The 19,683-nt window shown below is 69.4% G+C and carries 15 protein-coding genes; 7 read left to right on the top strand and 8 right to left on the bottom strand.

Translation table 11 applies throughout. The features are described from left to right. Nucleotides 1–16: 16 nt before the first annotated feature. The gene (locus E3O57_RS13130; protein ID WP_088455684.1) at nt 17–1,141 is read right to left on the bottom strand and encodes an AI-2E family transporter; all 1,125 of its coding nucleotides are present in this window, start codon (nt 1,139–1,141) and stop codon (nt 17–19) included. A gap of 278 nt (nt 1,142–1,419) precedes the next feature. Between E3O57_RS13130 and fdhA the strand changes: the two genes are divergently transcribed. From fdhA to E3O57_RS13105, 6 genes are all read left to right on the top strand, one after another. Next, nucleotides 1,420–2,637 (top strand): formaldehyde dehydrogenase, glutathione-independent, encoded by a 1,218-nt coding sequence (fdhA, locus tag E3O57_RS13125; RefSeq protein ID WP_088455683.1) that lies wholly within the window; start codon nt 1,420–1,422, stop codon nt 2,635–2,637. A 137-nt stretch (nt 2,638–2,774) separates the two neighbouring features. Beyond that, entirely contained in the window at nt 2,775–3,491 is a 717-nt protein-coding gene (locus E3O57_RS13120) for a molybdenum cofactor guanylyltransferase (RefSeq protein WP_103459455.1), read from the top strand. Between the two features lie 2 nt (nt 3,492–3,493). Then, nucleotides 3,494–3,619 (top strand): hypothetical protein, encoded by a 126-nt coding sequence (locus E3O57_RS19160; protein ID WP_255455751.1) that lies wholly within the window; start codon nt 3,494–3,496, stop codon nt 3,617–3,619. Next, nucleotides 3,619–4,812: a molybdopterin molybdotransferase MoeA gene (locus E3O57_RS13115; protein ID WP_103480103.1), complete on the top strand. Its 1,194-nt coding sequence runs from the start codon at nt 3,619–3,621 to the stop codon at nt 4,810–4,812. Before E3O57_RS19160 ends, E3O57_RS13115 begins: the two co-directional genes overlap by 1 nt. Nucleotides 4,813–4,941: 129 nt before the next feature. Next, on the top strand, nt 4,942–5,544 hold the full coding sequence (locus tag E3O57_RS13110) for an NADPH-dependent FMN reductase (RefSeq protein WP_088455680.1): 603 nt from the start codon (nt 4,942–4,944) through the stop codon (nt 5,542–5,544). A gap of 102 nt (nt 5,545–5,646) precedes the next feature. Then, a complete protein-coding gene (locus E3O57_RS13105) occupies nt 5,647–5,961 on the top strand; it encodes a DUF6457 domain-containing protein (protein ID WP_088455679.1) in 315 nt (104 codons plus the stop codon). A 66-nt stretch (nt 5,962–6,027) separates the two neighbouring features. Here the strand turns inward: E3O57_RS13105 and E3O57_RS13100 are convergent, their stop codons facing one another. From E3O57_RS13100 to nirD, 7 genes are all read right to left on the bottom strand, one after another. Beyond that, nucleotides 6,028–8,406 (bottom strand): FdhF/YdeP family oxidoreductase, encoded by a 2,379-nt coding sequence (locus E3O57_RS13100; protein ID WP_103480104.1) that lies wholly within the window; start codon nt 8,404–8,406, stop codon nt 6,028–6,030. Nucleotides 8,407–8,654: 248 nt separating this feature from the next. Next, nucleotides 8,655–10,430, bottom strand: coding sequence for an FAD-dependent oxidoreductase (locus tag E3O57_RS13095; RefSeq protein WP_103480105.1), 1,776 nt, complete (start codon nt 10,428–10,430; stop codon nt 8,655–8,657). After that, on the bottom strand, nt 10,423–12,579 hold the full coding sequence (locus E3O57_RS13090) for a molybdopterin oxidoreductase family protein (RefSeq protein ID WP_103480106.1): 2,157 nt from the start codon (nt 12,577–12,579) through the stop codon (nt 10,423–10,425). Before E3O57_RS13090 ends, E3O57_RS13095 begins: the two co-directional genes overlap by 8 nt. A gap of 102 nt (nt 12,580–12,681) precedes the next feature. Next, the gene (locus E3O57_RS13085) at nt 12,682–14,100 is read right to left on the bottom strand and encodes an MFS transporter (protein WP_103480107.1); all 1,419 of its coding nucleotides are present in this window, start codon (nt 14,098–14,100) and stop codon (nt 12,682–12,684) included. 229 nt (nt 14,101–14,329) lie between these two features. Beyond that, nucleotides 14,330–15,211: a hypothetical protein gene (locus tag E3O57_RS13080; RefSeq protein ID WP_103480108.1), complete on the bottom strand. Its 882-nt coding sequence runs from the start codon at nt 15,209–15,211 to the stop codon at nt 14,330–14,332. Nucleotides 15,212–15,281: 70 nt separating this feature from the next. Next, nucleotides 15,282–16,091 carry a sirohydrochlorin chelatase gene (locus E3O57_RS13075; RefSeq protein ID WP_103480109.1) on the bottom strand — a complete coding sequence of 270 codons (810 nt, stop codon included), beginning with the start codon at nt 16,089–16,091 and terminating at the stop codon, nt 15,282–15,284. Beyond that, complete coding sequence (nirD, locus tag E3O57_RS13070) at nt 16,088–16,570, bottom strand: nitrite reductase small subunit NirD (protein WP_103480110.1); 483 nt, start codon at nt 16,568–16,570, stop codon at nt 16,088–16,090. Before nirD ends, E3O57_RS13075 begins: the two co-directional genes overlap by 4 nt. Nucleotides 16,571–16,821: 251 nt before the next feature. Here nirD and nirB point away from each other — a divergent pair, with 251 nt between their 5' ends. Continuing rightward, nucleotides 16,822–19,683 carry a nitrite reductase large subunit NirB gene (gene nirB, locus E3O57_RS13065; protein ID WP_103480111.1) on the top strand — a complete coding sequence of 954 codons (2,862 nt, stop codon included), beginning with the start codon at nt 16,822–16,824 and terminating at the stop codon, nt 19,681–19,683.

Here is a 19,683-nt window from a genome sequence, read left to right as displayed (position 1 = left end):
CGGCCCGGGCGAGCGGCTAGGCCAGCTTGGCCTGCCCGGTGAGCGCCGGCGGCTCGTTCCAGGTCTTGACGATGGCCCAGCCGACGGCGGCGATGGGCACGGCGAGGACGGCACCGATGATGCCGGCCACGATGGTGCCGGCGGTCAAGGCGACGAGGATCACCAGCGGGTGCAGCTTGAGGGACTGTGCCATCACCACGGGCTGCAGGAAGTTGCCCTCGAGCTGGTTGACGACGATCACGATGCCCACCACGATCAACGCGATGACCCAGTCGGTGGCAACGAGCGCCACGAGAGCGGCCAGGATACCGGCCACTGTCGCACCGATCAGCGGGATGAAGGCCGTGAGGAACACGATGACCGCCAGCGGCAGTGCCAACGGCACCCCGAGCACGGCGAGGCCGATGCCGATTGCGGCGGCATCGACGAAGGCGATGATCGCCGTGCCGCGCACGTACCCGCCGAGCACCCGCACCGAGGTGGTGCCGATGCGGCGACCGCGCTGCAGGCGCTCGCCGCGGAACGGGCGCAGGAAGAACTTCCAGATGACGTCGCCGTCCTTGAGGAAGAAGAACAGGATCACGACGACGAGCACGGCGCCGGTGATGATCTCGGTCGCCACAGACACCCCGGCGAGGGCCCCGGAGCCGAACTGGCTGCTGGTGAGGAAGTCGATGCCCTGGTCGCGGAAGTCCTCGAGCTGGGCGGAGTCGAGGGCCAACGGCCCCTCGGTGAGGTAGGTGAACAGCTGGTCGATGCCGTCAGAGGCGCTCGTCACCAGCTCGCTCCACTGGTTCTCGACGGCGACGACGATCAGGGTCACGATTCCGCCGAACACGACGATGGCGGTCAGCAGGGTGACCCAGGTGGCCAGGATCGGCGACAACCCCCGGCGGCGCAGCCATCCGATGACCGGGCTCAGAGCGGATGCCAGGATGATCGCGATAAGCAGCGGGATCACCACGAGCTTCACCTGCACGAGGATGAAGATCACCACGGCGACGAGCGCCAGAGCGAGCAGGATCTGCCCGCTGCGGAGGCCCAGCCAGCCCAGCTTGTCGGTCAGCAAGGTGCGCAACGTCGTCGGACCGTCGGTTCGGGGCTCGGCCCTGCGGGCGCCGGTGTTGTCGGGAATTCGCATGTGACCACCCTAAACAAGGTTCCCCGACATAGCCCGGTAAAACGCGCGAGTTTGTGCACAGCCTCAGGCGGATTTTGGGATTCGACACCCACACGATACACACGTTTTGCTCCACCGACACCCTTGAAATTCCCAGTGTGGTGGAGTGCCATGGAGGGTGTTCCGGCGCCCTGTGTTGCTGAGAGCGAACCACCGAGGAACACCACTGAGGATGCCGCGCCACAAGCGCGAACCGACCGGTTCAGGTGTCACGACAGGTATCAAGGAGGATACAAATAATGGCAGGAAACAGAGCAGTTGCTTACGAAGGTCCGGGCAAGGTCGACGTTATCGACATCGACTACCCCACCTTCGAGCTGAAGGACGGACCCGGCGTCAACCCGGCGAACATCGGCCGCCAGGTTCAGCACGGTGTCATCCTGAGAACCATCACCACCAACATCTGTGGCTCCGACCAGCACATGGTGCGCGGACGCACCACGGCTCCGATGGGTCTGGTCCTCGGCCACGAGATCACGGGCGAGGTAGTCGAAGTCGGCCGGGACGTCGAGTTCATCAAGGTCGGCGACATCGTGTCGGTCCCGTTCAATATCTCCTGCGGTCGCTGTCGCAACTGCAAGGAACGCAAGACCGGTGTCTGCCTGAACGTGAACCCGGACCGTCCGGGTAGTGCGTACGGGTATGTCGACATGGGTGGCTGGGTCGGCGGGCAGTCGCAGTACGTGCTGGTCCCGTACGCGGACTGGAACCTGTTGAAGTTCCCCGACCGGGAGCAGGCGCTGGAGAAGATCCTCGACCTCACCATGCTGTCGGACATCTTCCCGACCGGGTTCCACGGTGCCTTCACCGCCGGCATCGGCGTGGGCTCAACGGCCTACATCGCCGGCGCTGGACCGGTAGGACTCGCCGCGGCAGTCTCGGCGCAGCTGCTGGGTGCCGCCGTGGTGATCGTGGGTGACCTCAACCCCGAGCGCCTCGCACAGGCCCGCAGCTTCGGCTGTGAGACCGTTGACCTCACCAAGGGTGAGCCGCAGGATCAGATCGAACAGATCCTGGGGGTGCCGGAGGTGGATGCGGCTGTCGACGCCGTCGGATTCGAAGCACACGGACACGGCAAGGATGCCGGAACTGAGAAGCCGGCAACCGTGCTGAACTCGCTGATGAGCATCACTGCGGCCGGCGGTGCGCTCGGTATTCCGGGGCTTTACGTCACGGGCGACCCGGGAGCTGCGACGGAAGCAGCCAAGGTAGGTTCGTTGTCGCTGAGCCTGGGTACCGGCTGGGCCAAGTCGCTGTCGTTCACCACCGGGCAGTGCCCGGTGATGAAGTACAACCGGCAGCTGATGATGGCGATCCTGCACGACCGCGTTCAGATCGCCAAGGCCGTGCACGCACAGCCGATCAGCCTCGAGGATGCCCCGCGCGGGTATGCCGAGTTCGATGCGGGTGCGGCGACGAAGTACGTGCTCAACCCGAACGGCTATCTCAAGGACTGAGATCTCAGACCTGACTGGCCTGTAGGCAGCATCCGGGACCGGGCCGCAGCACGCGGCCCGGTCCCGGTGTGTTGAGCCAAGCGCGGGTAGCCTGATCGGGTCGCGTACCTGCGGCTCCGAGCGCAAGGACCGCCCCGATGCCCCGCCATGACACCCCCACCACGCCCTCCGAGGCTGAGCGGACGGACGGCTCCGGCCTGGGTTGGGACGCGATCATCGTCGCCGGCGGCAGGGCCAGGCGGCTGGGCGGCATCGACAAGACCGCCCTGGTCTGGCGAGGCCGCAGCCTGCTCGACGGAGTGTTGGCCGCGACCACCGGCTGTCGGCGCACCTGCGTGGTCGGATCAGACGCTGACCTCCCCGCCGATGTGCTGCGCGCCGTCGAGCAGCCGCGCTGGGGCGGTCCGGCCGCCGCGATGGTGGCAGGCCTCGAGGCGCTGGCCCGCGACTCCGGCGGCGCCTCCGCGGGCACCGGTTTTGCGGAGTGGATTGTGGTGCTCGCCGGCGACCTCGTGCACGCTGACGACGCCGTGCCGTACCTGCTGGCCGAACTCGACAGGCTCTTGACCGCCCCGCCGGCCCACGCCGCGCAGACCGACGCCGTGGCGCACCGATCCATCGACGGCCTGATCAGCGTCGATGTCGGCGGCCGGCGCCAACCGCTGCTCGCCGTCTACCGGCGTGCGGCCCTGGCCTCCTCCGCGCTGCTGCGTCCGGCCGACAACCTCTCGGTGATGGGCCTGATCGGCCCACTCAACCTGGTGGAACTGCGCCTTCCCGACGCCCTGTCCGACGACGTCGACACCCCGGCCGACGCAGCCAGGCTCGGCATCGTCCTTCCTGATACTGGCTAGCCTTGACTCAGGCGACACTGTCGTCGACCATCCTCGAGGAGCCCGTCATGCCCATGATCAACACCGGCCGATCGGTCCGACTCGGTTCACGCGACACCGACAACCTGGCCCGCGGCGTGGTCCTCTGATGGAGTGGCTGGAGGCTAGGGCCGCCGTGCACAGGGCCGGCGCGGAGATGCCCCGCGCCACCGAGATGGTGGCGCTCCCGGACGCCGTCGGGCGCACCCTTGCCGGCGCGGTGCACTCGCTGACCGCCCTGCCGAGCTTCGCGTCCTCGGCCATGGACGGCTGGGCCGTCAGCGGCGACGAACCGTGGATTCTGGGCGAACCGATCCTGGCGGGTGACCCTCCGCCGACGACGGTCCTCGCGGCCGGGACCGCGCGGCCCATCGCCACCGGCGCCTGCGTGCCCGCCGGCACCCACGGCATCCTGCGCACGGAAAACGGTGAGCTGGTGCCGGGGTCTGCGGCCGGCGCCGTGCCCACGCTCATCCGCTCGGCGCACACCGGTGCACACGAGCCGGCACGCGGCGAGCATGTGCGCGCCCGCGGTGAGGAATGCGGACTCGACGAACGGATGCTCGAGCCCGGCTGCCTGCTCACGGTTCCCAGGGTCGCTCTCGCGGCGGTGACGGGCCACGACACCCTCACCGTGACCACAGAGCCGACGGTGGAGCTGCTGCTGCTCGGCACCGAGGTGATCGAGTCCGGCATCCCCGGTCCCGGGCAGGTGCGAGACGCGTACTCCCCGGAGTTTCCGGCCCTGCTCAGCGGACTGGGTGTGCGGCTGAGTGCACTGCGGCGGCTGCCCGACGACCTCGAGCTGACCATTGACGCCATCCGGTCGAGCACCGCGGCACTGGTGATCAGCACCGGAGGCAGCGCCCGCGGCCCGGCCGACCACCTGCGCGCGGCACTCAGCGCACTCGGGGCCACAGTGCTCATCGACGGCGTGCGGATGCGCCCCGGCCACCCCGTGATGCTCGCCCGCCTCGCCGACGGCCGCCTGATGCTCTGCCTGCCCGGCAATCCGCTGGCCGCGATGCTCGTGCTGGCCAGCCTGGGCGTACCGCTGATCGACGGGATGCTCGGCCGCCCGCTGGTGCCGCTGGGCCGAGTGACCCTCGCGCACGACATCGCCAACCTCAGCGGGTCGACCCGGCTGGTGGCGTACCGGCTCACGGACGACGGCGCGGTGCCGACGGCGCGTCAGGGTTCCGGCATGTTGCGCGGACTCGCTGAGGCCGACGGTGTGGCCGTGGTGCCGGCCGGCGGTGCGTGCTCCCCCGAGCCCGTCGCCACGATTCCGCTGCCCTGGTAGCCGGAGTGCTGACCCTGTCGGTGACCGGGTCGGAGTGCTAAACCGGAAGGGATCGACAGATATGGAGGCCGTGGGTCCGCTGCGTGAACTTCGGATGCCCTGTCGACAGATTCGGGAAAGAAGTCAGACATGGCGACCTACACAATCGGCTACTTCGTTGGCAGCCTGAGCAGCACGTCCATCAACCGCACCCTGTCCACGGCGCTGATCGCTCTCGCCCCTGAGGAGCTTGAATTCACCGAGATCACGATCGGGAACCTGCCCCTGTACAACCCGGACTTCGACGCAGACTTCCCGCCGGCCGGCCGGACCCTCAAGGCGGCCATCGACTCGTCGGACGGGATCCTCTTCGTCTCCCCGGAATACAATCGCTCGATCCCCGGCGCTCTGAAGAACGCGATCGACTGGGGGTCCAGGCCGTGGGGCACCAATTCCTTCGCACGCAAGCCCACCGGCATCATCGGCGCGTCCCCTGGCGGCATTGGAACCGCGGTCATGCAGTCGTCGATGCGGAGCGTCTTGAGCTTCCTCGATGCGCCTCAGCTGAATTCGCCCGAGGCTTACATCAGCTTCGACGCTGCCGTCTATGGTCCCAACGGCGAGGTCACCGACGAGTCCACCCGGTCATTCCTTCGGCACTATATGGAGGAGTATTCGGCTTTTGTGCAACGGGTGCTCACCGCGAACGCGCCTGGACACATCGGTGACGAGGACCCGAACTCCAGAAAATGACGCAGACGGTCCCGAGGGCAGCCCGATCGATTGCCGCGCCGCCGCTGAGGTGCTATTCCTGAAGCGCACGTTCCGTGCCGTACCCGGCCAGAAGGAGACCACATGAATGCCCCCGAAAACGACACCGGCCGGCTGGACGACCTGAGTCAGCGGCTGACCCAGGCACTGCAGATTCTGGACCTGAAGGTCGACTACCCGCTGCTACTCGACCTGGCCGCCGAGACCACCCGCGCCGTAGGCCCTGCCGGCGGACCGATCAGCACCTTCCTGGTGGGATACGCGGCCGGCATGACGAGCACCTCGAGCAAACAGGCCACCACCGACGCCGTCGAGCGCGCCGTTGGAGTAGCCAGGCAGGCCACCCGGAAGAGCGGTGACGGCGGCATCGACGACGGGTGGGCGAACACCGCCCAGTAGCCGTCAGTCCGGTGGTCCTCAGTCCAGTAGCCGTCAGTCCAGAGCCGTCAGCACAGGCACCCGCCCCTACGTGGTCGGCACCGCCTCAACGGTGCGCGCCGGCTCCACCCGCACGATCACCGCCTTCGACACCGGCGTATTGCTGCCCTCCGCCACATGGTCGAGAGGCACGAGCACGTTCGCCTCCGGGTAGTACGCCGCCGCGCAGCCCCGTGCGGTGGGGTATGACACGGCCCGGAACCCGCGCAGCACCCTCTCGACGCCGTCGTCGTACACGCCATGGACATCCACCATCTGCTCATCGTCGAGGCCGAGTTCGACAAGGTCGTTGGGGTTGATGAACACCACGTGACGGCCCTTCTTGATGCCGCGATACCTGTCGTCGTGCCCGTAGATGGTGGTGTTGAACTGGTCATGCGATCGCAGGCTCTGCAGGATCAGGGTGCCGACGGGCCGGTCCAGGTACTCGAGGTCGTTGACGGTGAGCATGGCCTTGCCGGTGGGGGTGGGGAAGGTGCGGGAATCGCGTGGCCCGTTCGGCAGCAGGAAGCCGCCGTCCTGCCGGATCTTGGCGTTGTAGTCGTCGCAGCCGGCGACGACGTGGGAGATGTGCTCCCGGATGAGGTCGTAGTCACGCTCGAATCCCACCCAGTCCACGCCCACCTTGGTGCCCAGCACCGCCCGGGCCAGGCGGCTCACGATGGCGACCTCCGACAGCAGGTTCGGTGCGACCGGGCGCACCTTGCCCCAGGACGGATGCACGGCGCAGACGGTGTCCTCCACTGACACGAACTGGTCCCCCGTGGCCTGCCGGTCGATCTCGGTGCGCCCCTTGGTCGGCAGGATCAGCGCCTCGTCGCCGACCACGGCATGCGACCGGTTCAGTTTGGTGGAGACCTGCACCGTCATCTCGGCACCGCGCATCGCGGCCTCGGCGGCCCCGGTATCACTGATCGCGCCGACCAGGTTGCCGCCGAGAGCCATGAAGAACTTGACCCGGCCGTCCCGCAGTCCCCTGATGGTCTCGACCGAGTCCATCCCGTGCTCCCGGGGCGGATCGAAGCCGAACTCCCGTTCGACGGCGTCGAGGAACGCCGGCGGCATCTGCTCCCAGATGCCCATGGTGCGGTCGCCCTGCACATTGCTGTGCCCGCGGATCGGCGATGCACCCGCGCCGGGCTTGCCGATGTTGCCGCGCAGCAGCAGCAGGTTGATGATCTCCTTGATCGTGGCGACGCCCTTTTTGTGCTGGGTGAGCCCCATCGCCCAGGTGATGATCACCTTTTCGGCCCGAAGGTACCGGGCGGCGAGCTCGTCGATGTCGGCGGTTTGCAGGCCGGTGGCGGCCAGCACGGCCTTCTCGTCGACCTGGGCGAGGTGCGCGGTGAGTTCTTCCAGCCCCTGGCAGTGCTCGCGCAGGAACTCGTGGTCGAGCACGGTGCCCGGGTTCGCGGCCTCCGCGGCGAGCACCCGCTTGGACACCGCCTGTAACAGGGCCATGTCGCCGCCGAGCCGCACCTGCACAAATTGGTCGGCCATTTCGGTGCCGTGCCCGATGATGCCCTTCACCTTCTGCGGGTTCTTGTACCGTCTGAGCCCGGCCTCCGGCATCGGATTGACCGCGACGATCTCGGCGCCGTTCTCCTTCGCCTCCTCCAGGGCGGTCAGCATCCGGGGATGGTTGGTGCCCGGATTCTGGCCCATCACGATGATCAGGTCGGCCTTGCCGAAGTCGTCATAGGTGATGGTTGCCTTGCCGATGCCGATGGTTTGCCCCATCGCCCAGCCGGACGACTCGTGGCACATGTTGGAGCAGTCGGGCAGGTTGTTGGTGCCGAAGGCGCGCACAAAGAGTTGGTAGGCAAACGCTGCCTCGTTCGAAGTGCGGCCGCTGGTGTAGAAGGCGGCCTGATCCGGCGAGTCCAGCCCGTTGAGCTTCTCGGCGAGCAGCCTGAACGCCTCCGCCCAGCTCAGCGGCCGGTAGTGGTCGTCGCCGGCGGCCTTGTAGACCGGTTCGGTCAGCCGCCCCTGCATGCCCAGCCAGTATTCCGAGCGGTCACGCAGGTCGCTGACCGGATGCTCGGCCCAGAATTCGCTCCCGATGGTGACGGGAGTCGCCTCCCAGGTGACGGCCTTGGCGCCGTTCTCGCAGAACTCGAAGGTCTTGCGGTGGGTGGGGTCAGGCCAGGCGCAGCTCATGCAGTCGAAGCCGTCCTTTTGGTTCATCGCCAGCAGGGTCTTGCGGCTGCGGCTGACTCCCATGCCCTCCAGCGCCGGGATGGTGGAGTGCAGCACTCCGGGCACGCCCGCCGCCCAGGACTTGGGCGAACCGACCTCGAGGGTGGACTCCCCCGCCTCGTCGGCGTCGTCGAGGTGGACCGGGCTCTTCTCGCGCGCCTGGTTGGCCCCAACCGGTGGGTTCGTGGTCACTTTTTTGGGCGTCATCCTGGGCATCCCTTTCGCCGGCCGGGATCAGCCGGCACTGTCGCGCCGGAGCCCGGAAAACACTGGACTTACCCCCTCAGGGCTATCAGCATCCGGCGCTCACGGCAAGGACCCGGCAACGTTCAGGGCACACTCTGGGCGGCGAAGCGCTCGAGCCCGCAACGCTGAGTTCCGCCAAAACACTCCTTCGGGCGCATGGGGCACCCAGCCCACCCGAGTTGCCTTTCCGGCACGTCGGCGCTGCGGGCTCAGCCGACGGTCTGCGCCGCGAAGCGCTCGAGCACCTCGCCGATGCGGCCCTTGCAGCCTCCGCAGCCGGTCCCCGCGCGGGTGGCCGTGCCGATGCAGGCCACGGTGGTGTTGCCGGCCTGCGCCGAGGTGGTGATCGCCTCCACCGTGACACCGTTGCACCAACAGACCGTGGACTCCGGCGCGAAGGCGTCGCCCGCGGTGGCGGGGTCGTAGTCGGGACCGTCGAACCGCAGCAGCACAGACCGATCGGCGGGCAGCTCACTGCCGCGCTCGAACAACAGGGTGAGCTCGGCACCGGTACGGGGCATGCCCACACAGACGAAGCCGGTGAGGATGCCGCCGCGAGTGACCATTTTCACGTAGCGGCCGTGCTCGGGGTCGGCCCACTGCGCGACGGCCAGGGGTGCCGGATCGGACGAGCAGCCGTGCGTGTGCGCGGTGTCGCTGTATCCGGCGTCGTTGTACCTGGCATCGACGTCGAACGGGTCGGCCGCGGTATCACCGGCGGCGACCACGTCGATGCCCTCGGCCTTGAGCATCACGACGGATGCGCCCGGTCCGGCCCCAAGCGCCGGTGCCGGTTCAGCGGTCACGGCGGCAGCTAGCACGGCCGGCCGGCCCGCTGCGACACCCGCCCTGATCTCGGCGCTGAACCGGGCCGCGAGGCTGTCGGCCTGCCGCCAGCCCGGCCCGATCAGACCGGACGGCCCACCGGCCGGTGCCATCCTGGCGCCGTTCCACGCTGCACCGGAGTCGGCATCGGCCGGACGGCCAGCCACATGAGCACAGTCGCCGATGGCGTGGATCGCCGCGTCCGCCCAGCTTCGCAGCGACTCGTCGACCAGGATGCCGGTGGATACGGGCAGCCCGGCCAGGTGGGCTAGTTCGGTGCGGGCACCCACCCCGCAGGAAAGCAGCAGCAGGTCGCCGCTGATCTGCTTGCCGTCGGCGCAGATGAGGGCTTCGAACCGTTCCACGCCGTCGTCGTCGTGGTGAAACAACACGCTCTCGGCGCGGGCATGGTTGACCATGGTGACGCCCGCCCGGCGGGCGCTCCGGGTGAGCACCGAGCCGCCGCCGCGGTCGAGGTTGCGGTTCATCGGAATCTCGCCGTGAAAGACCACGCAGACCTCGGCGCCGGCGGCCGCGGCGGCGAGCGCGATCTCCATGCCGAGCACTCCGGCACCGAGCACCACGATGCGCTGACCGGCCTGCACGGCGGCCAGCACGGTGGCGGCGTCGGCGAGGTCGCGGAGCGCGCTGACACCGCGGGGCAGCGGCGCGCCGGCCCAATCCAGTGCAGTGGCGCCGAGGCCGCCGGCATCCGCACCGGGCTTTATCAGGCCGCGCCGCACCCGCTTGACGCCGTCCAGGGTGGGCACATTCGCGCGCGCCCCGGTGGCCAGCACCAGCCTGTCGTACGGCACTGAGCTGCCGTCGCCGAGCGTGACCGTGCGGATGGTGCGCTTCACTTCGGTCACCGTGGTGCCGGTGAGGATGCGCGCGCCGGCAGCCAGGGCCCGGCTGCCGTCGGTGAGGTCGAGGGTGTCCCGGTCGGTGCGACCCACGGCGTAATCGGCCAGGAGCACCCGGTTGTAGGCGTGCACCTCTTCGGCTCCGACGACGGTGAGCTCGGCCAGACCGGCCTCGACCAGCGGCAGGAGCTCGTCGACGAACCGGGCGCCGACCGGGCCGTAGCCCACGACGACGATGCGTTCGGGGGCGGCCGGGCCGGGGGAACCGGGCAGCTCGGCAGAAGTGTGGTCAGGCATCCGCCATCACCCTCTCATGGTCGGGAGCCGACAGGCCGGGCGCATCGATTGCCCGCACCCGCACGGCGGTGCGTTTGAACTCGGGCATGCCGGAGACCGGGTCGGTGGCGCCGGCGGTGAGCAGGTTGGCGCGCTGGTCGGCGGGAAAGTGGAACGGCAGGAACACAGTGTCAGGCCGGATGTCGGCACTCAGCTGCGCGCGGCACCGCACGATGCCACGCTCGTTGGCCAGCTCGACCCAACCGCCGTCGATCAGACCCAGGCTCGCGGCGGTGGCCGGGTGCACCTGCATCCGGGCCTCGGGCTGGGCCTCCGACAGCTCGGCCACCCGCCGGGTCTGCGCACCGGATTGGTAGTGCTCGAGCAGCCGGCCGGTGATGAGGGTGAGCGCGCCCCGCGTCTGGGCCGGTGCCGCCACGGCGCGCGGGGTCACGGCGACGATGCGCGCGCGGCCGTCGTCGTGAACGAACCGCTCGAGGAAGAGCCGCGGGGTACCGCCGGAGCCGGCCGGGTAGGGCCAGTACGCGGGCTCCCCCGTGTCGAGCAGGGCGTAGCCGAGGCCTGAGTAGTCGGCGATGCCGCCCTCGGTGGCCCGGCAGAGTTCGTCGAAGACCTCGCCGGGTTCGGCGCTGTACACGCCGGGGGCGTCCAGGCGCCGGGCGAGCTCCTGGAAGATCCACAGTTCGCTGCGCACCCCGGCCGGCGGGTCGATCGCACGTTGGCGGCGGAGAACCCGGCCCTCGAGCGAGGTCATGGTGCCCTCCTCCTCGGCCCACTGGGTGACCGGCAGCACCACGTCGGCCAGGGCGGCGGTCTCGGAGAAGAAGAAGTCGCTGACCACCAGGAAGTCGAGATCCGCCAGGCCCTGGCGCACCCTGTCGGCGTCGGGCGCGGAGACCACGACGTTGGCACCGTGCACGAGCAGGGTACGGATGCCGCCTGGTTGGCCGAGCGCGTTCAACAGTTCGACGGCGGGGATGCCCGCACCCGGGATCTGCTCGGGCGTCACACCCCAGACCCCGGCAACGTGGGCGCGGGCGGCGGGGTCGGTGATCTTGCGGTAGCCGGGCAGCTGGTCGCACTTCTGGCCGTGCTCCCGGCCGCCCTGCCCGTTGCCCTGGCCGGTGAGGGTTCCGTAGCCGGAGTGCGTCGTGCCGACGAGGCCGAGCACCAGCGCGAGGTTGATCGCGGCGGTGGCGGTGTCGGTACCGTCGACGTGCTGCTCGACGCCCCGGCCGGTGAGGATGTAGGTGCCCTTACCGGCGGCGAGCCGACGGGCGAGGCCCTGCAGCTGCCAGACCGGAACACCGGTGTGTTCCTGCACCCGCTGCGGGTACCAGCCGGCGACGCTGAAGCGCAACTGGTCGAGGCCGGTGGTTCGCCGGGCGAGGTAGTCGGTGTCGGCGAGACGTTCGGCGAGGACCAGGTGGGTGAGCCCGAGCAGCAGCACCAGGTCGGTGCCGGGGGCCGGCTGCACGTGCATGCCGGCGCCGTCGTCGGTGAGCCGGGCTGTGGCGGTGCGGCGCGGGTCCACGACGATGAGACCGCCGACCTGCCGGGCACCGTCGAGGTGGCCGATGAACGGCGGCATGGTCTGCGCCACATTGGAGCCGAGCATCAGGATGGTGTCGGCCGCGTCGAGGTCCTCCACCCGGAACGGCAGGCCCCGGTCGAGGCCGAAGGCGCGGTTGCCGGCCGCCGCGGCGCTGGACATGCAGAACCGGCCGTTGTAATCGATTCGGGAGGAACCGAGCGCCAGCCGGGTGAACTTGCCCAGCTGGTAGGCCTTCTCGTTGGTCAGGCCCCCGCCGCCGAAGACGCCCACGGAGTCGGCGCCGTGCTCGGCCCGGCTCGTGCGGAGCTTCTCGGCGACAAGGTCGAGCGCCTCGGTCCAGGAGACCGGGGCGAAGCTGCCGTCGGACGCACGGAGCATGGGCTGCCGGATGCGGTCGGCCGAGCCGAGCAGTTCGGCCGCGGTCCAGCCCTTTTTGCACAGACCGCCGCGGTTGGTGGGGAAGGCCCGGCCGGCGATGGTGACCGGCAGTCCGATCGCATCCGCGGGCCGGGCGGGGGTGCTGGCGGGCGAGGGTGTGAGCGTCATCGCGCACTGCAGTGCGCAGTACGGGCAGTGCGTGTCGACGGGGGTCACGGAGGTGCCTTTCGTGTTGGTACGGGTTCGCGAGAGCGGCCGTTCGGTTGCTTCGGCCGTGCTGAAACAACCGAACGACCGCTTTCGCGGATGCTGCGGGAGCTAGATGCGGTGTCCGGCCACGGAGGAGTTGCGGCGGAGGTAGACGAACGCGGTGACGGCCATCATCACCAGATAGGCGCCGGCGAAGGCGTAGATCGCGCTGGAGTAGTCACCCGTGGAGGTCTTCGAGAAGCCGAGCACCTGCGGGATGACGAACCCGCCATAGGCCCCGATCGCGGAGATCAGGCCGAGCGCGGCCGCGGTCTTCCGCTGCGTGCCGACATCGCCGGAGTCCTTGTGCGCATCCGCGACCCCGCTCCTGGCGGCGAAGACGCTGGGGATCATGCGGTAGGTGGAGCCGTTGCCGACCCCGGTGGCCACGAAGATCAGCAGGAAGGTGACCAGGAAGAGCCAGAAGTTACCGAGTGGCAGTACCAGGTTCACCAGCACCGCCCCGGCGGCCATCACGCCGAAGGCGAAGACGGTGACCAGGGCGCCGCCGAACCGGTCCGCGAGGCGGCCGCCGAACGGTCGGGCCAGGGAGCCGGTGAGCGCGCCGAGAAAGGCGAGCGAGAGTGACGCGGAGACGACCTGGAAGGAGGAGTAGTCGGGGAACTGGTCGGCGATCAGCTTGGGGAAGACGCTCGCGAAGCCGATGAACGAGCCGAAGGTGCCGATGTAGAGGAACGCCATGATCCACAGGTGCGGTTCCTTCACCGCGGCGATCGAGCCGGCGAAGTCGGCCTTGGCGTTGGAGAGGTTGTCCATGTACTTCCAGGCGCCGAACATGGCGAGCAGGATGAACGGCACCCAGAAGAACCCCGCCAGCGGCAGGTTGAGCGTGCCGAGGGCGCCGAGGGTGATCACGATCGGAACGACCAACTGAGCCACAGCGGCACCGAGGTTGCCGCCGGCGGCGTTGAGGCCGAGTGCGTAACCCTTCTGGCTCTGCGGGTAGAAGTAGGTGATGTTCGACATCGAGCTGGCGAAGTTGCCGCCGCCGAGCCCGGCGAGCGCTGCGATGAGAAGCATGACCGGGAACGGGGTGTCCGGGTTGCCCACAGCGAAGCCCAGGGCGATCGACGGGATGAGGAGCAGGCCCGCGGAGATGATGGTCCAGTTGCGGCCGCCGAACTTGGGCACCAGGAAGGTGTACGGAAACCGCATGGTGGCCCCCACGAGCGTGGGGATGGAGATGAGCCAGAAGATCTGGCCGGTGTCGAAGGTGAAGCCCGCGTTCGGCAGCTGCACCACCACGATGCTCCAGAGCTGCCAGATGACGAAGCCGAGGAATTCGGCGAAGATCGACCACTTGAGGTTGCGGGAGGCGATGGCCTTGCCCCCATTGGCCCACTGCTGGGGGTTCTCGGCGTTCCAGTTGTCGATCCACCGGCCCGGGCGGTGCACCAGTTCGGCGGATGCGGCGGGGGCGGTGAACGTGGCGGGCGGGGCTGTCGCGGTGCCGGTCGTCGGGGTCATCAGGTTCTCCTCGCGAGAAATGGTGCACTGTGAGTACGTGTCGCCGACGTTACGCAGGCCGTGTTTCCGGCAGCGGATGCCGCAGTTACCGTTCGATCACCGTGTACTCACACCCGCAACGGGCCGCTGATAGGCCTCCGTCACATGACCGACACAAAGCCAGGCGGGACCGCGTATCCCGGTCGGTCCCGGCCTCACATCCTCCTCCGGCGCTCGCCGGAACGCGGGCCTACTCGGAGCCGTCCGCGGCGCGGAGGGCCTGCACTCGGTGCAGCATCTGGCGCATCTCGTTGCTGGGCTGTGACGTGGCCCGATCGGCCTCCGGGAACAAGACCTGAATGTCGGGTCCCACCTCGGTTTGCACCGCAGCGGCAAGGTCGTGCCCGTCGATCAGGTAACCCAGAGTCGGCTCCGTCACCGCGATCCAGCGTTCGTTCCAGTCGGCCAGTCGGCCGACGAGCGGCCCGGACAGGCCCAGCACCGCCGGTTCAAGCCTGTCGTCGACCAGGTCGAGGAGAGGCGACCGGTTCCGCAGCGGGAGGCCGCCGTCCCGCGGCTCGAGGAGAATCCGCGTCGGTGTACGGCCGGGCGTCCACACCCACGCCGCAACATCGACGGTGCGGGTCATAGCTCTGAACTCGGCGTCGGGCATCGCCCACATCTGCTCCACGATTGACGATCGCGGGGGCGCCGGGCTGAACGTCTGACCGTCCCCGCCGACGGCGTGCCAGGCCGCGGCAGGCGGGGTGGCGGTCTGGGAAGCACGGGAGGCCTCGGGAGCACGGGAGCGCTCCGCATCCGCGTCCAGGTAGAGAACGACGACGGCTGATCCGAACTCTTGTTGGAGCTCCGCGGCAAGGAGGTGTCCGTCGACGACAAAAGCGAGGTGCTCGGCCGGCGACGGCCACTCCTGTTGGTTCTGCCCCATCAGCAGCTCGTATCGCGAGTTCCAGCCGACCAGACGGTTCTCCAGGTCGTCGGACAGGCCGAGGACGCCGCGAGGCAATGGACCGCCCCACGCGTCGGGCGACGGGGAGCGGTCCCACAAGGGGAGCCCGGCGCAGTACTCGGCCATCAGAATCACTCTGGTCGGATAGGCATCGAGGTTCATGCCTCGACCCTACTGACAGAGGCGTACTGACACCGGCGTACCGACACCGGCCTACCGGTACCGGCTCGCGTCAGTCGGTGCGGCCGCGGCTGAACGACCAGGGCAGACCGGCCAGGGCCAGCTCGAGTCGAGCGCTGGAGGAGTAGAGGTCGATGACCACGTCCACCAGCTCGCGCGGCGGTGCCTCGCCGTCCACCAGCAGCGGGCGGCTCACCACATCCGCGCCGCACCGTTCGGCCAGGCCGGCGAAGTAGCCGGGGGCCAGCAGGTAGGTGGCCACCACGACCCGCACCGGTGCTGCGGCGCGGGCGGCGAGCACGGCTGCGGCGAGGCGGGGCTGGGCGGCAGAGATGAACCCGACGGTCACCGGGCGGCCGAGCACGGCGGCGAGGCGGTCGCCCATGGCGTGGCAGTCGGCGACCGCGTCGGCATCGGTGGATCCGGCCGCGGCCAGCACCACGGTGTCGTCGGGCCGGAGGCCGACCTCGTGCAAGCGGTCGGCCAGGATGCGGGCCAGCCGCCAGTCGGGGCCGAGTGCCCCGGTGACCCGGACGGGTTGCCCGGCGTCGTCGGCGGCCTCGGCCAGGTCGACGCGCACGTGGTAGCCGGCCGAGAGCAGCAGGGGAACGATCACGACGGGGCGGTCGGCTCCATCGGCGGGGCCTGAGTCGGTAGGGCCGGTGTCGCTGGGGCAGGACTCGGCGGCGATGGCGCGGAGGCAGCTGGGCACATCCGGGCTCTGGACATCGACGTAACCGCCCCGCACGGTGAGGTGCGGCGCCGCGGCGGCCACGGCGTCGACCAGGGCCAGGACGGCCCGCTGACCGGCCGGGTCGCTAGTGCCGTGCGAGGTCGCGAGCAACACCGGGGCGGTCGTCATGCTGCGGCGAATTCCACGGTCTCGGACTGCTCGGTCTCGGCCCGCTCGCCGGCCCGGTCATGCGCGCTGCCCGGCACCTGGATCTGCACGGTGCCGTGATCGACGCGCACCGGGAAGGTGGGCAGGGCGTAGTCGGCAGAGGTGAAGCACTCCCCGGTTTCGAGGTCATAAACCTGCTTGTGCAGTGGGGAGGCCAGGGTGGGCCGGTCCCCGCGCGACCCGACGATGCCGCGGCTCATCACGCAGGAGCCCGTGGCGGGGTCCTGGTTGGATACCGCGAACAGGTGGCCGTCGGGCAGCAGCACCAGGGCCACCTGCACGCCGTCGATCAGCGCTGCCTCGGCCCACAGCGGTTCGAGTCTGTCGAGGTCGCACACGCTGGTCCAGTCCGCGGAGCTTTCGAGGTGGTGGCCAGCAGAGTCGTGGCCAGCAGCGTCGTGGCCAGCAGAGTCGTGCGGGTGGGTGGGCGTTGTGTGCACGGGGTCCTCCAGTGGTTCTGCGGGCGAATGACACGGTCTGAGTCACGGCGACGTCGGTGCGGCCTGGCATCCACGGTAGGCAGACCTCGTGTCGGTCATCGTGCGGGGCCGTGACGATCGCGTAACGAAGACCTCTCACGCTGCCCGAAACGACGTGAGGACCACGTCACACTCCGTTACCCGGGCGACACGGTCGGGAAATCGCCGAAATTTAGGCTGACGGAACAGCTCACCACTCGGAAAGGCACTCCATGGACCACGTCACCCCCGCAGCGGCCGACGCCGCCGCAGACGTCCCCGGCACGCCCCGACGCGTCGTGGTGATCGGCGGCGGCCCCGCCGCGCACCGGTTCACCGAGGCGATGGCCGCCCGCGCCACCGCATCCGGCAACACCGGGACCGTCGAGCACACCGTGACTGTATTCGGCGAGGAACCACACCTGCCCTACGACAGGGTGGCGCTGTCCCGCCGCCTGGTCGACTCCGAAGACCTCACCCTCGGCGACACCGCCCTGTGGGACGCCGCCTTGATCAGCTACCGCGGCGGCAGCAGCGTCGTCGGCCTCGACACCGCGGCAAAGGCGATCACCCTCGCCGACGGTGAACGGGTGCCGTACGACGACCTCGTCTTCGCCACCGGCTCCGCCGCCACCGTGCCGCCCATCCCCGGCGCCGAGGCCGGTCACGTGTACCGCACCATCGAAGACGTCGATTTCCTCGTCGGCGAGATCGGCCGGCTGCGCGAGCGCCTGGGGCGCCCGGCCAATGTCGTCGTCGTCGGCGGCGGACTGCTCGGCCTGGAAGCCGCCGGCGGTCTCGCCAGGCTCGGCGCCGCATCCACCCTGGTGCACTCGGGTGACTGGCTGATGTCGGCGCAACTCGACGAGGGCGCCGGCCAGGCGCTCGGCCGACTGATCGGCGCGCAGGGCATCGCCCTGGCGCTCGGCACCCGGCCCACCGAGATCCTGCGCTCCCCCACCGGCCGGGTCCTCGGTGTCTCGCTCACCAACGGCAGCCAGCTGCACGCCGACCTCGTGGTCTTCTCCATCGGCATCACCCCGCGCGACGAACTCGCCAGGGCCGCGGGTCTGGAGCTCGGCCCGCGCGGCGGCATCGTCATCGGCGACGACTGCCGCACCTCGGTAGCCGGGATCTGGGCCATCGGCGAGGTCGCCAGCATCGACGGCGTCTGCGTGGGACTGGTCGCCCCGGCCAACGCCATGGCCGAGGTCACCGCCGATCGGCTGCACGGCGGCGAAGCCGTCTTCCCCGGCATCGACGATGCCACCAAGCTCAAGCTCTCCGGGGTGGAGGTCGCCAGCTTCGGTGACGCCCTCGGCCGCACCGAACACTGTCTCGAGGTGGTCTACGCCGACCCGGCCCGCGGCCTGTACCAAAAGATCGTGGTCACCGGAGACGCCAAGACCCTGCTCGGCGGCATCTTCGTCGGCGACGCCTCGCCGTACACCTCGCTCCGCCCCCTGTTGGACCGCGAACTGCCCGCGGAGCCCGGCGCCTACCTCTCCGCCGCCGGCGCCGAACCGCCCGCGAACAGCGACCTGCCCGACGATGTGCAGCTCTGCTCCTGCAACAACGTGTCGGTCGGCGCGGTGCGCGAAGCCGTCCGCGGCGACCACGGCGAGGCCTGCACCGAACTAGGCCCGCTCAAGGCCTGCACCCGTGCCGGCACCCAGTGCGGCTCCTGCGTCCCCCTGGTCAAGAAGATCCTCGAGACCGAGCTGCGCAAGGCCGGCGTCGAGGTGTCCAAGGCCCTCTGCGAGCACATCGCGTTCAGCCGCAGCGAACTGTTCGAGAGTGTGCGCATCCTGCAGCTCACCTCGTTCGACGACATCATGGACCGCTTCGGTACCGGCCTCGGCTGCGACATTTGCAAGCCCACCATCGCGTCGATCCTGGCCACCCAGACCAACGGCTATGTGCTGGATGCCGGCCGTGGCGGCCTGCAGGACACCAACGACAGGGCCCTGGCCAACATGCAGAAGGACGGCACATACTCGGTGGTGCCGCGAATCCCGGGCGGGGAGATCACCCCGGCCAAGCTCAAGGTGATCGCCGAGGTCGCCGAGCAGTACAACCTCTATACGAAGATCACCGGCGGGCAGCGCATCGACCTGTTCGGTGCCCGTCTCGAGCAGCTGCCCGAGATCTGGACGATCCTGGTGGACGCCGGTTTCGAATCCGGTCAGGCCTACGGCAAGTCGTTGCGCACCGTGAAGAGCTGCGTGGGCAGCACCTGGTGCCGGTTCGGCGTGCAGGACTCGGTATCGATGGCCATCCAGTTGGAGCTGCGCTACCGGGGGCTGCGGTCGCCGCACAAATTCAAGCTCGGCGTCTCCGGCTGCGCCCGTGAGTGCGCCGAGGCCCGCGGTAAGGACATCGGCATCATCGCCACGGATGTGGGTTGGAACCTGTATGTGGGCGGCAACGGCGGCTTCCAGCCGGCGCACGCACAACTGCTCGCCCAGGACCTCGACGACGACACCCTGATCGCCTACATCGACAGGTACCTGATGTACTACATCCGCACCGGCGACAGGCTGCAGCGCACCGCGCGCTGGCAGGAGGAGTTGCCCGGTGGGCTCGAGCACGTGCGCGATGTTGTCGTGAACGACAGCCTGGGCCTGGCCGCCGAACTGGAACTGGCCATGGCCGCGCACGTGGGCAGCTACGAGGACGAATGGGCGGCGACCCTGAAGGATCCGGAGAGGCTCCGCCGGTTCCGCTCGTTCGTGAACGCGCCCACCACGCCGGACCCGGCGATCGTGCAGGTGCTCGAGCGCGGCCAGCCGCGCCCGGCCTGGCCCGGCGAGCGCGCGGCGCTGGCGGACGCGTCACCGACGGATGCGGCACGGGCGGATGCGGGTCAGACCAGCACTGTACAGACCGGCACGGTGCAGACCGGCGCTGACTTCTTCGGTGTCAGCGTCAACGAGCCCGACGACACCGCCCCGGCCACCGGGCCGGTGCTGCTCTCCGGCGCCCGGATCCCCCTGCGGCCGGCCGATCGGAACGACACCGGCCTGACTGCAACCGGGCGGAACGACTCCGGGCGACACACAACCGCTCACGCCGCTCCACTAGACGGAGAATAG

Source organism: Cryobacterium sp. TMN-39-2, from assembly GCF_004402745.1.
GTDB classification, from domain to species: Bacteria; Actinomycetota; Actinomycetes; order Actinomycetales; family Microbacteriaceae; genus Cryobacterium; species Cryobacterium zongtaii.
Note: the sequence above shows the minus strand (reverse complement) of the source record. Positions and strands in the feature narration are given on the sequence as shown.

What these genes read in the sequence shown, in the direction of transcription:
- E3O57_RS13100 (WP_103480104.1), bottom strand. Translation starts at nt 8,406, where the DNA reads ATGACGCCCAAAAAAGTGACCACGAACCCACCGGTTGGGGCCAACCAG.
- E3O57_RS13115 (WP_103480103.1), top strand. Translation starts at nt 3,619, where the DNA reads ATGGAGTGGCTGGAGGCTAGGGCCGCCGTGCACAGGGCCGGCGCGGAG.
- E3O57_RS13110 (WP_088455680.1), top strand. Translation starts at nt 4,942, where the DNA reads ATGGCGACCTACACAATCGGCTACTTCGTTGGCAGCCTGAGCAGCACG.
- E3O57_RS13095 (WP_103480105.1), bottom strand. Translation starts at nt 10,430, where the DNA reads ATGCCTGACCACACTTCTGCCGAGCTGCCCGGTTCCCCCGGCCCGGCC.
- E3O57_RS13085 (WP_103480107.1), bottom strand. Translation starts at nt 14,100, where the DNA reads ATGACCCCGACGACCGGCACCGCGACAGCCCCGCCCGCCACGTTCACC.
- nirB (WP_103480111.1), top strand. Translation starts at nt 16,822, where the DNA reads ATGGACCACGTCACCCCCGCAGCGGCCGACGCCGCCGCAGACGTCCCC.
- E3O57_RS13080 (WP_103480108.1), bottom strand. Translation starts at nt 15,211, where the DNA reads ATGAACCTCGATGCCTATCCGACCAGAGTGATTCTGATGGCCGAGTAC.
- E3O57_RS13075 (WP_103480109.1), bottom strand. Translation starts at nt 16,091, where the DNA reads ATGACGACCGCCCCGGTGTTGCTCGCGACCTCGCACGGCACTAGCGAC.
- E3O57_RS13105 (WP_088455679.1), top strand. Translation starts at nt 5,647, where the DNA reads ATGAATGCCCCCGAAAACGACACCGGCCGGCTGGACGACCTGAGTCAG.
- E3O57_RS13130 (WP_088455684.1), bottom strand. Translation starts at nt 1,141, where the DNA reads ATGCGAATTCCCGACAACACCGGCGCCCGCAGGGCCGAGCCCCGAACC.
- E3O57_RS13120 (WP_103459455.1), top strand. Translation starts at nt 2,775, where the DNA reads ATGCCCCGCCATGACACCCCCACCACGCCCTCCGAGGCTGAGCGGACG.
- fdhA (WP_088455683.1), top strand. Translation starts at nt 1,420, where the DNA reads ATGGCAGGAAACAGAGCAGTTGCTTACGAAGGTCCGGGCAAGGTCGAC.